Origin of the sequence: Cyanobium sp. NS01 (assembly GCF_014280235.1) — a bacterium.
In the GTDB taxonomy this organism is placed as follows: domain Bacteria; phylum Cyanobacteriota; class Cyanobacteriia; order PCC-6307; family Cyanobiaceae; genus NIES-981.
In genome coordinates, this window is record NZ_CP047940.1 from 2,705,467 (window position 1) to 2,719,516 (window position 14,050).

Consider the following 14,050-nt stretch of genomic DNA (forward strand, 5'->3'; position numbering starts at 1 on the left):
CGCCCGACAAGTCTGGCGCGGGGGGGCGCTGGTCCAGGGGCTAGAGGCTGAGGAAGTCGTAGTGGTCGATCGCCTCGAGAATGCCCCGGGCATGGGACTGGGAGGCCAGGTAGATGTGTTCCGTCTCGCCCAGGTTGGAGAGTTCCTCGCAATGGCGGTTGGCCACCACCACGCCGAGGGTGTTGCCGCGCAGCATGTCTTCATCGCCCCCTGAACCGCCGGTGACCAGGATTCGCTCCAGGGGGATCCGCCAGCGCTGGGCCGCGAAGCGCAGCGCCTGGCCCTTGGAGGCGCGGGCCGGCACCAGATCCAGATACTGGCCGAAGGACAGGGTGAGATTCACCGACAGCTCGTGCTGCCGCAGCAGGGCCCGCACCTCCTCCACCGCGGGAGCCAGAGCGCCGTCGTAGTGATACGACAACTTGAAGGTGCTCTGTTCGTTGCGCGCCTGGAGGTGCAGCCCAGGCAGTTCCCGCAGCAGCCGCCGGATCACCCACGGGGTCCACAGGTGGTTGATGTGGGAGGCCCAGGCCAGATCGGGCAACCAGTTCGGCGAGTAGTAGATCTCCGTGCCCAGGCTGGTGATCAGGATGTCCGGCAGGGGAATGGCGTACTCGCGGATGATGCCCAGCACCGAATCGAGGCGGCGGCCGCTGGCGATGCCGAACAGCCAGTCGTTGCCGCGCTCCCTGAGCACGGCGCTGAGCTGGTCGAGGCCGGCCCGGTCGCCCAGCAGGGTGTTGTCCACCGCCGAGAACAGAGCCTTGCTGTGGCCGCGGGTGCTGCGCACCATCGGTGGTGCCGGCACGTCGAGACTGCCCTCCACCAGGTGGCGCAGTTTGCACAGGTAGGTCTCGGCATGGGCGTCCCAGGAGTAGTGGCGGGCCACCAGCCGGGCACCGTTACTGGAGAAGCTCTGCCAGCGGCGGGAGTCGGCCAGGATCGCCAGCAGAGCCTCGGCCATGGCCCCGGTGTTGAGGGGGTCCACCAGCAGGCCATTGCGGCAGTTGGCGATGATGTCCACCGGTCCACCGTTTTCGGTGGCCACCACGGGCAAGCCACTGGCGGCCGCCTCCAGCAGCGTGAGCCCGAACGGCTCGGTGAGGGCCGGATTGATGAACACCCCCCGCGAGGCCGCGGCCAGGCGGTAGATCATCGGCACCTGCTCGGCGCTGTGATGCTTGGGCAGCGCCACCCGGCCATGCAGCCCATGGCTGTCGATCGCCACCAACAGCTCGATGAACACGGCCTGCGGACCCTCATCGAGATCGCGGATGTCATCGCGGTTGCCGGCCACGATCACCAGGTTGGCCTGTTCCTGCAGGGGCAGGCTGGCGCCGTAGGCCTCCACCAGCGTGATCAGGTTCTTGCGCAGATCGGGCCGTGACAGGGCCAGGATGATCGGCTTCTGCGGCTGCTTCAGAAACCACGCCAGGCTGGCCTTGAACGACTCGGCAGCGGCGATGTCGTGATCAGACGAGCCGTTCGGGGCGGCCTCAGGCAGGTGGAACTGCTCGAGATCGGTGCCCGGCGGTATCACCACCATCTTGGCGGGGATGGAACCGTCATAGAGCCCGTATTGATCTTCGATCTCATTGCGGGTGCTGGTGATCACCAGGGAGGCCTGGGTGATCACCTCTTCCTCGGCATCGATGCGGCGCGAGATGTTGTATCGGCTCTCGATCTGCTCCAGCGACAGCCCCATCGAGAGCAGCCGCCGGTACTTGTCCCGCCCCAGGGAGTGGCCGGTGTGCACCAGGGGCAGTCCAGTGCGGTGGGCCAGCCTCACTCCCACATAGCCGGCATCGGCGTAGTGGCTGTGCAGCACATCGGGCCGCTGGGGCTGGGCCTGGATCCAGGCCAGCAGGTTGTCGGTGAAGCTGTCGAGGTGGTCCCAGAGCTCCTCCTTGCGCAGGTACTCCGCCGGACCGGCCTCAATGCGCACGATCCGGGCCCCGGGCCCGAGCGGCTCCAGCGGCACGGCGTAGTCGGCGCTCACAGCCGGATCGGCCACCAGCCGGGTCACCAGATCCACCCCCGCCACCTGGGGGTGGCGAGCCAGCGCCCGGGAGAGCTCCACCACATATTTGCTCTGGCCGCCCGTGTCGGCGTCGCGGCCCAGTTCCAGATCGTGGCCGCGGATGAGGCCATGCAGGCTGATCAGCAGCAGGCGCAGCGGCGCTGCGGAACCGCCGGGCTCAGACTCGGACTGGGCTGGCAACGGGATGGCGACAGGCAGCGGGGAGCCCCTCTAGCCTGATCGAAGACGACCCAGGGAGCAAGAAGGCGTCTGGCCGCCGGGGGAGACAGGAGCAGCGGCAGCGGGCCATGGGAGGGTGAGATCACGTTTCTCCGTGCCCGTGGCCCCTCCGCAGCGTTCGCGCACCTCCACCCTGGCCTGCGCCTTCCTCACGCTGCTCAACGACCGCCTCAGCGAGTCGCTGATCTTTCCGCTGCTGCCCTTTCTGCTGGCGGGGTTCAGCAGTGATGGCCGCATTCTCGGGCTGCTGGCCGGCAGCTATGCCCTGGCCCAGTTCAGCTTCACGCCGCTGATCGGCGCCCTCAGCGACCATCTCGGCCGCCGCCCCGTGATCGCGGGTTGCGTGGGCGGATCGGTGCTCGGCCTGGGCCTGTTCGCCCTCACCCTCTCGATCGACTGGAGCACGATTCCCTGGGCGGCCGGCAGTGCCCTGCCCCTGGGCCTGTTGTTCCTGGGACGGCTGGTGGACGGCGTCAGCGGCGGTACCGCCGCCACCGCCAGCGCCGCCCTGGCGGACATCACCCCGCCGGAGAAGCGGGCCAAGGCCTTCGGCCTGATCGGGGTGGCCTTCGGGCTCGGCTTCATCCTGGGGCCGGCCATGGGCGGACTGCTGGGCCGCATCAACGTGATCCTGCCGCTGATGATCGCCGTGGGCATCGCGGTGCTCAACCTGGTGCTGGTGCTGGCGGTGCTGCCGGAGACCCATCCCCCCGAGGCGCGCCTGCCCCTGCCGCGGCGCCGCGACCTGCAACCCTTCAGCCAGCTGGCAAGGGTGTTCAGCAACCCCCAGGTGCGCCGGCTCTGCGCCGCCTTCTTTCTGTTCTTTCTCGGCTTCAGCGGCTTCACCGCCGTGCTGGTGCTCTATTTCAAGCAGGCCTTCGACTGGGGCCCGGGCCTGGCCGGTGCCGCCTTCCTGGTGGTGGGCCTGGTCGCCACCGTGGTGCAGGGGGGGCTGATCGGTCCGCTGGTGAAGCGCTTCGGTGAGTGGCGGCTCAGCCTGGCCGGCCTCGGTTTCGTGATCGCAGGCTGCCTGCTGGTGGCCCTGGCAGACCGCGCCAACGCCACGACGCTGGTATTCAACGGTGTGGGCCTGCTGGCCCTGGGCACCGGGTTGGTGACCCCCTGCCTGCGCTCCCTGGTGTCGCGCCGGCTCGACGATTCCGGCCAGGGGGCCGCCCTGGGCAGCCTGCAGGGACTGCAGAGTCTGGCGGGCTTCATCGGCCCGCCGCTGGGGGGCCTGGCCTTCGAGACCATCAGCTGGAGGAGCCCGCTGTGGCTCGGCATCGCCCTGATGCTGGGGGTCGTGGCGCTGGTGGCTGGAGGACTGCCGAACCGCTCCGTCAAGTCAGGCTGATACCCGAGCCGGCCCGACCCGATTGCTACCTTTCAACCATGCCTCCAGCCCAGACAACACCGCTCGTCGTTCCCGAGCTCTACATCAACCGGGAGTTGAGCTGGATCGAGTTCAACTACAGGGTGCTGGCTCAGGCCCTCGATGAACGCACGCCGCTGCTGGAGCAGGCCAAGTTCAGCGCGATCTTCAGCAACAACCTCGACGAGTTCTTCATGGTGCGGGTGGCTTCGCTGAAGTCACAGGTGGATGCCGGACTGACCACCCTCAGCGATGACGGCCTCACGCCCCAGCAGCAGCTCGAGGCGATCCAGGCCAAATTGCGGCCCCTGCTGGAGCTGCAGCAGCAGCACTACCGCCACTCGCTCAAGAGCCATCTGGCGGAGTACGGCCTGCTGATGATCGACTACGCCAATCTCAATGAGGCCCAGCGCCACTGGGTGGACGACTACTTCCGCTCCGCCATCTTCCCGGTGCTCACGCCCCTGGCGGTGGACCCCTCCCACCCCTTTCCGTTCATCAGCAACCTCAGCCTCAACGTGGCGGTGCTGGTGCGTGACCCCGACACCGGTCAGCAGGAGTTCGCCCGGGTGAAGGTGCCCCAGAAGAACCTGCCCCGCTTCGTGCAGATCCCCACCGAGCTGAGTGGGCGCCATCCCGCCCCGGTGTTCAGCGCCGTGCCGCTGGAGCAGGTGGTGGCCTTCAACCTGGAACTTCTGTTCCCGGGCATGAGCGTGGAGGGCCACTACTTCTTCCGCGTCACCCGCGATGCGGATCTGGAGTTGCGCGATCTCGAAGCCGACGACCTGATGGAGGCCCTGGAGGAGGGCCTGCGCAAGCGTCGGCGCGGTGGCGAGGTGGTGCGTCTGGAGGTGGCCGACGAGGTGCCGGAGTCGGTGCTGCAGCTGCTGATGCAGGGCACCGCCGTGGAAGAGGAGGATGTCTACCGGGTCAGCGGCCCCCTCGGGCTCGACGATCTGATGAGCCTGCTGGTCGTGCCGCTGCCCCAGCTCAAGGACCGGCCCCACAAGGGCCGCACCAGCCCGCTGCTGGCCCGCGCCCAGAAGGGCCTGCTGGAGGACGGTTCCCTCAAGGCGGAGGAGTTCGAGAGCATCTTCTCGGTGATTCGCCGGGGTGATGTGCTGCTGCAGCACCCCTACGACCTGTTCTCCACCTCCGTGGAGGAGTTTCTGAATCAGGCGGCCGACGATCCGCTGGTGCTGGCGATCAAGATGACGCTCTACCGCACCTCGAAGGACTCGGCCGTGATCGCCGCCCTGATCCGGGCGGCCGAGAACGGCAAGCAGGTGATGGCCCTGGTGGAACTCAAGGCCCGCTTCGACGAGGACAACAACATTCAGTGGGCCAAGCGCCTGGAGAGCTCCGGCGTGCATGTGGTGTACGGGGTACTGGGCCTGAAGACCCACACCAAGATCCTGCTGGTGGTGCGCAAGGAGAAGGAGCGGCTCAACAGCTACGTGCACATCGGCACCGGCAACTACAACGCCAGAACCTCAAGCCTCTACACCGACTTCGGACTGCTCACGGCCAGGCCGGAATTCGGTGCCGATCTCGTGGAGCTGTTCAACTACCTCACCGGCTTCTCCAAGCAGCAGAGCTTCCGCCGCTTGTTGGTGGCTCCAGTGACACTGCGGAAGCGCAAGCTGGGGCTGATCCAGCGGGAGATCGACCACGCCAGGGCTGGTCGAGGTGGCCACGTCAGGGCGAAGATGAATTCCCTGGTGGATCCGGGCATCATTGCCCTGCTCTATGAGGCCTCCCAGGCCGGCGTGACGATCGAGCTGGTGATCCGGGGCATGTGCAGCCTGCGGCCGGGTCTGGAAGGAATCAGCGACAACATCCGGGTGGTGAGTGTGATCGGCAGGTTCCTCGAACACTCCCGGGTGTTCTGGTTTGCCAACGCTGGCGAGCCTGAGGTGTACTTAGGCAGTGCCGACTGGATGAGTCGCAACCTCGACCGCCGCGTGGAGGCCGTGGCCCCGATCGAGGATCCGACCCTGCGCCACCAGCTGGAAGCGGTGCTGGACCTCTACCTCAATGACGCCGGCGGCTGGCACATGCGCGGCGATGGCAGCTTTGAGCAGCTGCCCAGCGATGGCGACGGCCAGCGGGCCCAGGCCACCCTGATGGAACGCTGGCGCGGCGGCCTCAGCCCGGCCCGCAAGGCCGTGGCCTGAAGGCTCCAGGCTTGACCTGAACGGGCCAGGCGGTAACCTCCCACCGAGAACAACTCAGGCAGCGAGGCAGGGCGGAGGACCCGGTTGAGACAAAGAAATGCATCGGTAGACACCAAAGCATGCATTGGTGGGTCGCATTTCCGAAAGTCTTCGCAATTTACCCCTTGCCTTCAGGTCAGTAGTGCTACATTCCGCCCACATTCAATTTCGGAGGCATGGGTGTGGGGACGCCTTTGCAATCCGGTTCGGACGTCAACTTGATTGACGTCAAAAAGCCGGCCGCATCAGCTTCAAAATCACGCACGCCAAGTGCACGGGCTTCGGGCCGCCTGAGTGCCGATTCCATCGGCTGGTATCTCAGCAACATTGGCCGTGTGCCACTTCTCACGCCGGCCGAAGAAATTGAGCTGGCCCATCACGTTCAGGCCGGCAAGCGTATGCAGGTTGTTCCTCTCGAGGAGCTCACGCCCAAGCAGACGCGCCAGATCCGCATGGCCCAGAGGGCGCGGGATCGCATGATGGCGGCCAACCTGCGCCTAGTGGTGAGCGTGGCCAAGAAGTACCAGAATCAGGGCCTGGAGCTGCTGGATCTGGTCCAGGAAGGGGCCATCGGCCTGGAGCGCGCCGTGGACAAGTTCGATCCGGCCATGGGCTACAAGTTCTCCACCTACGCCTACTGGTGGATTCGCCAGGGCATGACCCGGGCGATCGACAACAGCGCCCGCACGATCCGCCTGCCGATCCACATCAGCGAGAAGCTCTCCAAGATGCGCCGCATCACCAGGGAGCTCTCCCATCGGCTCGGACGGCAACCCAACCGCCTGGAGCTGGCCCATGCCATGGACATGCGCCCCCAGGACCTGGAGGAGCTGATGGCCCAGAGCGCCCCCTGCGCCTCCCTCGATGCCCACGCCCGCGGCGAAGAGGATCGCAGCACCCTGGGCGAGCTGATCGCCGATCCGGCCAGCAACGAACACTTCGACTCGATGGATCGCCACATCCAGAAGGAGCACCTCGGCGCCTGGCTCTCCCAGCTCAACGAACGGGAGCAGAAGATCATCCGCTTGCGCTTCGGCCTGGAGGGCTCCGAGCCTCTCACCCTGGCCGAGATCGGACGTCTGATCAACGTGTCCCGCGAGCGGGTGCGGCAGCTGGAGGCCAAGGCGATCATGAAGCTGCGGCTGATGAGCAACTACCAGCAGGCGGCCTGAACGCGATGGGGCGGCACTGAGCGTGCAGGGCTGGCAGCAGCAGCTGGTGGGGGTGCTGGCCGTGCTCTCCTGGCTGGCTGTGCTGGCCGCCGGGGCCACCCTGCTGCGGCGCCGCTGGGGCCAGGAAGCGGGCGAGGCACCACGGGAATGGAGCCGCAAGCTGGTGCACATCGGCACAGGCGCGGTCGTGCCGATCGCCTGGGGGCTGGGGATCGCGCGGGAGATCGCCGTGCCAGCAGCGGCCCTGGTGACTCTGCTGGCCGCCCTGAATCACCGCCTGCGCCTGCTGCCGGCGGTGGAGGATGTGGGCCGCCGCAGCTACGGCACGGTGGCCTACGGCGCCTCCATTGCCCTGCTGCTCTGGTGCTGTTGGCCCCAGCAACCGGCCACAGTGGCGGCGGGGGTGCTGGTGATGGCCGTCGGGGACGGCCTGGCCGGATTGATCGGGCCGCTGCGCCCGTCGCCGAGCTGGCAGGTGCTGGGCCAGCGACGCTCCCTGCTGGGCACGGCGGTGATGGCTCTGGCCAGCGCTGTCGTGCTGATCCTGCTGGCCAGCGTCGCTACGGGTCCCTCTCCTCTCTGGGTGCTGCCGATCGCCCTGGCCGCCACCGCCCTGGAACAGGTGGGGGTGGCAGGGATCGACAACCTCACCGTGCCGCTGGGGGTGGCCTGGCTGTGGCAAGCCCTGGGCCCCAGCTGAGTCGGGCTGGCTGGGCGTCAGGCCCGAAACAGATCCTCGCAGCGCCGCTCCCAGTCGACGGAGGTGCCCAGAGCCGCCACCACCAGCCGGTCGCCTGACTCCTCCTTCAGCCGCAGCTGCCACTGGCGGATCAGGTCGGCCCGCTCCATCCAGGCCTGCATCACCGTGCGGTGAATCAGCGCGGCATCCCAGTGGCGCTGCTGACCGATGCCCTGGGCCCAGCCGAGCAGCTCATCGAGCTGGAACGGCCGGAAGCCGGCCACAGCCGGGCCCCTCGATTGCTCCAGGTAGAACACCTGCAATGGATCGCTGAGGCCACAGAACTGGAGAAGGTAAGTCATGACGGCTCCAACAACAGCCAGACAACCCTATGGAGAGCTCAATGGCAAGCTGTCCAGAGCGAACATTTCATTGCAATAGCAACAGGTAGCAGTCTCAAGTGTTGAGTGCTAAATCACTGCAACCTGGATGACTGCAGCCTCAATGGCTAAGCATGGGAGCTCAGGCGATGGCCAGGGGCCGCCGCTCTGAGGCCGCCGCGCGCACGGCGGCGGCCAGCTGATCCAGCACCTGTTCAGTGGTGTTGAGATCAATGCAGGCATCGGTGATGCTCTGGCCGTAGGTGAGCTGGCTCAGGTCGGCGGGGATCTTCTGCTGGCCCGGCACCAGGTGGCTCTCCAGCATCACGCCCATCAGGTGACAGCTGCCGCGCGCCACCTGCTCGGCCAGCTCGGCGGCCACATCGGCCTGGCGGCGGTAGTCCTTGTTGGAGTTGCCATGGCTGCAGTCCACCAGCAGCCGCGACGGCAGGCCGACCGCCTCCAGGGCCCCGGCCGCCGCCTCGATAGCCTCGGGGTGGTAGTTGCTGCCGCCCTTGCCCCCCCGCAGCACCAGGTGACCATCGGGATTGCCCGTGGTGGTGACGATCGAGGCGCACCCCTCCTGATTGATGCCCAGGAAATGGTGCGGGCGGGCGGCGGCCTCCACGGCGTTGATGGCTGTGGCGATGGTGCCGTCCGTGCCGTTCTTGAAGCCGATCGGCATCGACAGCCCCGATGCCATCTCCCGGTGGGTCTGGCTCTCGGTGGTGCGGGCGCCGATGGCGGTCCAGCTGATCAGGTCGGCGATGTACTGGGGCACCACCGGATCCAGCAGCTCCGTGGCGGCCGGGAGGCCCAGCTCGGTGACATGCAGCAGCAGCTCGCGGGCCAGGCGCAGGCCGGTGTTGATGTCGTAACTGCCGTCCAGGTGGGGGTCGTTGATCAGACCCTTCCAGCCCACGGTGGTGCGTGGCTTCTCGAAGTACACCCGCATCACCACCTCCAGCTCGGCGGCGTGGCGCTGTCGGGCCTCCGCAATCAACCCTGCGTACTCCTTGGCGGCCGTGATGTCGTGCACGGAGCAGGGGCCCACGATCACCAGCAGGCGGCTGTCACGGCCATGCAGGATCGACTGGATCCGCTGCCGGGCCCCCTGCACGGTGGCCGCCGCGGCCTCCCCCATGGGCAGCTCGCGATGCAGCAGGGCGGGAGCCACCAGGGGGCGGGTCTCCACCACATGGAGATCACTGGTGGTGGCGTGCATGGGACGAAGCTGCAGCGGTGGGCTCTTGACCACCCGACACCCTAGTCAGCGCCCATTTGCAGCAGCGCACACCAACAACTGGCGGCGCCGCGCTGAACAATGGAGGTCTGATCGACCGTTCCGGGCATGGCTGCAGACACCTTCCTCACGCGTTATCGCGCAGCCGCCGCTGAGCGGCAGGCCTTGGGCGTGCCGGCCCTGCCGCTGACGGCGGAACAGGTTCAGGCCCTCACCGAATGGCTGCAGGCCCCTCCCCAGGGGGAGGAGGAGATGCTGCTGCACCTGCTCACGGAACGCATTCCGCCGGGAGTGGATGAGGCGGCCTACGTGAAGGCCAGCTGGCTCACGGCTGTGGCCAAGGGCACGGCCAGCAGCCCCCTGGTGACCCCGGTGCGGGCAGTGGAGCTGCTGGCCACCATGATCGGCGGCTACAACGTGGGCTCCCTGATCGAGCTGCTCAGCAGCAGCGATGGGGCGATCGCCGAGGCCGCGGCCACGGGCCTCAGCCGCACCCTGCTCGTCTACGACTCCTTCCACGACGTGCTGGAGCTGGCCGAGACCAACCCCCAGGCCCGCCGGGTGGTGGAGAGCTGGGCCGCCGGAGAGTGGTTCACCGCCAAGCCCCCCCTGCCGGAGGCGATCACGGTGACGGTGTTCAAGGTGGAGGGTGAGACCAACACCGACGACCTCTCCCCCGCCACCCACGCCACCACCCGTCCCGACATCCCTCTGCACGCCATGGCGATACTGGAGACGCGCATGCCGGACGGCCTTGCCCTGATCGAACAGCTCAAGGCCAAGGGCCACCCCGTGGCCTACGTGGGCGACGTGGTGGGTACGGGCAGCTCCCGCAAGTCGGCGATCAACTCGGTGCTCTGGCACACGGGCTCCACCATCCCCCACGTGCCGAACAAGCGCGGCGGCGGCGTGCTGCTGGGCGGCAAGATCGCACCGATCTTCTTCAACACCGCCGAGGATTCGGGCGCCCTGCCGATCGAGTGCGACGTCAGCGCCCTGGCCTCCGGGGACGTGATCACGATCCGTCCCTTCGAAGGCACGATCGAGCGTGCCGCCGGTGAAGCCGACGCCGGCACGATCGTGGCCCGCTTCGAGCTCAAGCCCAGCACCATCACCGACGAAGTGCGCGCCGGCGGCCGCATCCCCCTGATGATCGGCCGCTCACTCACCGACAAGGTGCGCGCGCAGCTGGGGCTGCCCCCCTCCGACCTGTTCATCCGCCCCAGTGCTCCCGCCGATACCGGCAAGGGCTTCACCCTGGCCCAGAAGATGGTGGGCAAGGCCTGCGGCCTCAGCGGCCTGCGACCCGGCACCGCCTGCGAGCCGCTGATGACCACCGTGGGCAGTCAGGACACCACCGGGCCGATGACCCGCGATGAGATGAAGGAGCTGGCCTGCCTGGGCTTCAGCGCCGATCTGGTGATGCAGAGCTTCTGCCACACCGCCGCCTATCCCAAGCCGGTGGACCTCCAGACCCACGCCGAGCTGCCCGACTTCATGGCCTCCCGCGGTGGCGTGGCCCTGCAGCCGGGCGACGGCATCATCCACAGCTGGCTGAACCGCATGCTCCTGCCCGACACCGTGGGCACCGGCGGTGACAGCCACACCCGCTTCCCCCTCGGCATCTCCTTCCCGGCCGGCTCGGGCCTGGTGGCCTTCGCCGCCGCCATCGGCGCCATGCCGCTCGACATGCCTGAATCGGTGCTGGTGCGCTTCTCCGGCTCACTCCAGCCCGGGGTGACCCTGCGCGATGTGGTGAACGCGATCCCCTACGTGGCCATCCAGCAGGGGCTGCTCACCGTGGCCAAGGAGGGCAAGCAGAACGTGTTCAACGGCCGCATCATGGAGATCGAGGGGCTGCCGGATCTGAAGCTGGAGCAGGCCTTCGAGCTCACCGATGCCACCGCGGAGCGCTCCTGCGCCGGCAGCACCATCAAGCTCTCGGTGGACACCGTGAGTGAGTATCTGCGCAGCAACGTGGCGCTGCTCAAGAACATGATCGCCCGGGGCTACGGCGATGCCCGCACCCTGGCGCGGCGGATCAAGGCGATGGAGGCCTGGCTGGCCGATCCGGTGCTGATGGAGGCCGACGCCGACGCCGAGTACGCCGCCGTGATCGAGATCGATCTCGCCGCCATCACCGAGCCGATCCTGGCCTGCCCCAACGACCCCGACAACGTCAAACCGCTCTCGGAGGTGGCCGGCGCCGCTGTGGACGAGGTGTTCATCGGCTCCTGCATGACCAACATCGGCCACTACCGCGCCGCCGCCAACGTGCTGGAGGGCCAGGGCCAGAACACCGCCCGCCTCTGGGTCTGCCCCCCCACCCGCATGGACGAGGAGAAGCTCAAGGAGGAGGGCTACTACGCCACCTTCGAGGCGGCCGGCTCGCGCATGGAGATGCCGGGCTGCTCCCTGTGCATGGGCAACCAGGCGCGGGTGGAGGACAACACCACCGTGTTCTCGACCAGCACCCGCAACTTCAACAACCGCCTCGGCAACGGCGCCCAGGTGTATCTGGGCAGCGCCGAGCTGGCGGCGGTGTGTGCCCAGCTGGGCCGCATCCCCAGCAAGCAGGAGTATCTGGCCATCGCCGCCGAGAAGATCGATCCCTACGGCGCCGAGCTCTACCGCTACCTCAACTTCGATCAGATCGAGGGCTTCGGCGACTCCGGCCGGGTGGTGAGCGCCGAGCGGGAGGCCCAGGTGCTGGCAGGGGTGTAGGGGAGGGCGACCCGATGCTGGGTCGCCTCTGGCGCAGGCCGAAGAAGCAGAGAGGTCTGGGCCTGCCGCATCTGCAGCCGGTTCCCAGCTCCTCGATCCTGCGGCTGCTGCAGCACCGCTGGTTCGTGGTGGTGCTGGCCCTGATCATCACGGGCCTGGGGGCCACCACCGCAGCCGTGCTGTTTCGCAGCGGCCTGGAAGGCCTGGGGCGCTGGCGCATCCAGATGCAGGAGCTCGGACCGAACTGGCTGGTGCTGCCCGCCATCGGCGGCGGCGGTGGCCTGCTGGCCGGGCTGCTGGTGCAGACCCTGGCCCCGGCGGCCCAGGGCTCGGGCATCCCCCAGGTGATGCAGTTCCTGCGCCGCCAGTCGGTGCCGATGGGATTCCAGGTGGCGGCGGTGAAGCTGGTGGCCGGGATCGTGGCGATCGGCTGCGGCTTTCCCCTCGGCCCTTCGGGACCCTCGGTGCAGATGGGCAGCTCGGTGGGCTGGGAGATGGCCCGGCTGCTGCGGGCCCCCAACGCCTTCCGGCGCATGATCGTGGCCGCCGGCGGCGGCGCTGGGGTGGCCGCGGTGTTCCGCGCTCCGATCGGGGGCTTTCTCTATGCCATTGAGGAACTGCTGCAGGGCGCCAGGCCGGTGGTGATGCTGCTGGTGCTGGTCACCACCTTCTGGGCCGACACCTGGGCCGACCTGCTCGGCCTGGCCCGCCTGGTGAACCTCGATCCGGACTCCACCGCCAGCCCATCCAACGCGATCTTCCAGCTGTCCCGCCAGGTGAACACCTTCGTGGTGGTGCGGCCGATCGACCTGCTGTGGCTGTTCGCCCTGGGGGCCGTGGTGGCCCTGGCGGCGGAGCTCTACTGCCGCTACGTGGTGGGGCTGCAGCGGTTGCGGCTGCGCTGGCAGGTTCCCCTGCCGGCCGCCATGGGCGTCACCGGTTGCCTGCTGGGGGTGGCCGATGCCTGGCTGCCAGCCGACTTCATCAACCGGGCCGGGATCCGCCAGGCGATCGCCGAGGGCGACGTGGATCTCACCAAGGCTCTGGCGATCTTCCTGGTGGTGTTTCTCACCACCGGCATCGCCGCCGCCGCCGGCACCCCGGGCGGCCTGTTCGCGCCGATGCTCACCCTGGGCGGAGCGCTGGGGCTGGCGGGGGCGGCGCTGGTGGAACAGCTGGGCCCGGACGCGCCCAGCACCGCCGTGTTCGCCGGCATGGGGGCCTTCATGGCCGCCTGCGCCCGGGCGCCGATCAGCGCCACCTTTCTCACCTTCGCCGTGACCAAGAATCTGCTGATCCTGCGGCCGGTGCTGATCGCCTGCCTGGGCAGCCTGGTGATGGCCCAGATGCTCCATCCCCAGTCGCTGTTCAAGCGGCTGATGGTGCCGGTGCAAACCAGCGGAGGGGAGGGGAGTTCCGGCTCGGAGAGCCTGCGGCTCAACACGGTGCCGCTGCGCCCTCGCCCCGTTCCCAGGACCAAGGGAGATCAAGACGTGCAAACGAAGCCGGAGTGATGTGGCCAGGCCGTTCCATCGCCAATACGTTCATAGAGAACGTTGCGATGCCCCCATGGTCCGCCAGCCAGCCCTGCCGAAACTCGCCGCCGCAGCCCTGGCCGGGGGTTTGCTGCTGAGCGGCTGCCAGCAGGTGAGCCAGACCATGCCGGATGCCGTCAGGGACGCCGCCACCGCCACCGGGCAAGCCGCCCTGACCCCCGCCGTAACCCCGGTGCTGGATCTGCTCAGCAAGGGCAAGACCGAGCTCAACAGCGGCAACCTCCAGTCGGCCCTGGCCACCCTGGGCGGTTTTTCAGCCCTGTGGCAGAAGGCCGCCCCGGTGATCCAGCCCCTGGCCGGGGACAAGTGGCCCATGATTGATCAGGGTGCCCAGCAATTGATCAGCACGGTGGACCAAAGCAACCCGACCGAGGGCGAAACTTCCTCAGCCATCTCCGGGCTGATGGGTCCGCTCTCAGCCCTGATCGGCAAGTGAGGCAGGCGGGGG

Annotated in this window: 10 protein-coding genes; 7 read left to right on the top strand and 3 right to left on the bottom strand. The window is 68.0% G+C overall.

Annotation, left to right across the window (positions count from 1 at the left end; translation table 11 throughout):
- Positions 1–40 precede the first annotated feature (40 nt).
- Positions 41–2,221 (bottom strand): HAD-IIB family hydrolase, encoded by a 2,181-nt coding sequence (locus tag CyaNS01_RS14110; protein WP_225875703.1) that lies wholly within the window; start codon positions 2,219–2,221, stop codon positions 41–43.
- A gap of 139 nt (positions 2,222–2,360) precedes the next feature.
- Here CyaNS01_RS14110 and CyaNS01_RS14115 point away from each other — a divergent pair, with 139 nt between their 5' ends.
- The 4 genes from CyaNS01_RS14115 (at position 2,361) to CyaNS01_RS14130 (ending at position 7,720) form a co-directional block, all read left to right on the top strand.
- Complete coding sequence (locus tag CyaNS01_RS14115; protein WP_186697790.1) at positions 2,361–3,614, top strand: MFS transporter; 1,254 nt, start codon at positions 2,361–2,363, stop codon at positions 3,612–3,614.
- 38 nt (positions 3,615–3,652) lie between these two features.
- The gene (gene ppk1 / locus CyaNS01_RS14120; RefSeq protein WP_186697792.1) at positions 3,653–5,809 is read left to right on the top strand and encodes a polyphosphate kinase 1; all 2,157 of its coding nucleotides are present in this window, start codon (positions 3,653–3,655) and stop codon (positions 5,807–5,809) included.
- 221 nt (positions 5,810–6,030) lie between these two features.
- Entirely contained in the window at positions 6,031–7,020 is a 990-nt protein-coding gene (locus CyaNS01_RS14125) for a sigma-70 family RNA polymerase sigma factor (protein ID WP_370561867.1), read from the top strand.
- Positions 7,021–7,042: 22 nt separating this feature from the next.
- Entirely contained in the window at positions 7,043–7,720 is a 678-nt protein-coding gene (locus CyaNS01_RS14130; protein WP_186697796.1) for a diacylglycerol/polyprenol kinase family protein, read from the top strand.
- A 17-nt stretch (positions 7,721–7,737) separates the two neighbouring features.
- Here CyaNS01_RS14130 and CyaNS01_RS14135 read toward each other — a convergent pair whose 3' ends face one another.
- Both CyaNS01_RS14135 and CyaNS01_RS14140 read right to left on the bottom strand, forming a co-directional pair.
- Positions 7,738–8,061: a hypothetical protein gene (locus tag CyaNS01_RS14135; protein WP_186697798.1), complete on the bottom strand. Its 324-nt coding sequence runs from the start codon at positions 8,059–8,061 to the stop codon at positions 7,738–7,740.
- Between the two features lie 160 nt (positions 8,062–8,221).
- Positions 8,222–9,304 (bottom strand): 3-deoxy-7-phosphoheptulonate synthase, encoded by a 1,083-nt coding sequence (locus CyaNS01_RS14140; protein ID WP_186697800.1) that lies wholly within the window; start codon positions 9,302–9,304, stop codon positions 8,222–8,224.
- Between the two features lie 126 nt (positions 9,305–9,430).
- Between CyaNS01_RS14140 and acnB the strand changes: the two genes are divergently transcribed.
- The 3 genes from acnB to CyaNS01_RS14155 are packed head-to-tail and all read left to right on the top strand — an operon-like array spanning position 9,431 to position 14,038.
- Positions 9,431–12,046: a bifunctional aconitate hydratase 2/2-methylisocitrate dehydratase gene (gene acnB / locus CyaNS01_RS14145; protein ID WP_186697802.1), complete on the top strand. Its 2,616-nt coding sequence runs from the start codon at positions 9,431–9,433 to the stop codon at positions 12,044–12,046.
- 14 nt (positions 12,047–12,060) lie between these two features.
- On the top strand, positions 12,061–13,560 hold the full coding sequence (locus CyaNS01_RS14150) for a ClC family H(+)/Cl(-) exchange transporter (protein ID WP_186697804.1): 1,500 nt from the start codon (positions 12,061–12,063) through the stop codon (positions 13,558–13,560).
- A 55-nt stretch (positions 13,561–13,615) separates the two neighbouring features.
- Positions 13,616–14,038: a hypothetical protein gene (locus CyaNS01_RS14155; RefSeq protein ID WP_186697806.1), complete on the top strand. Its 423-nt coding sequence runs from the start codon at positions 13,616–13,618 to the stop codon at positions 14,036–14,038.
- Positions 14,039–14,050: the final 12 nt, after the last annotated feature.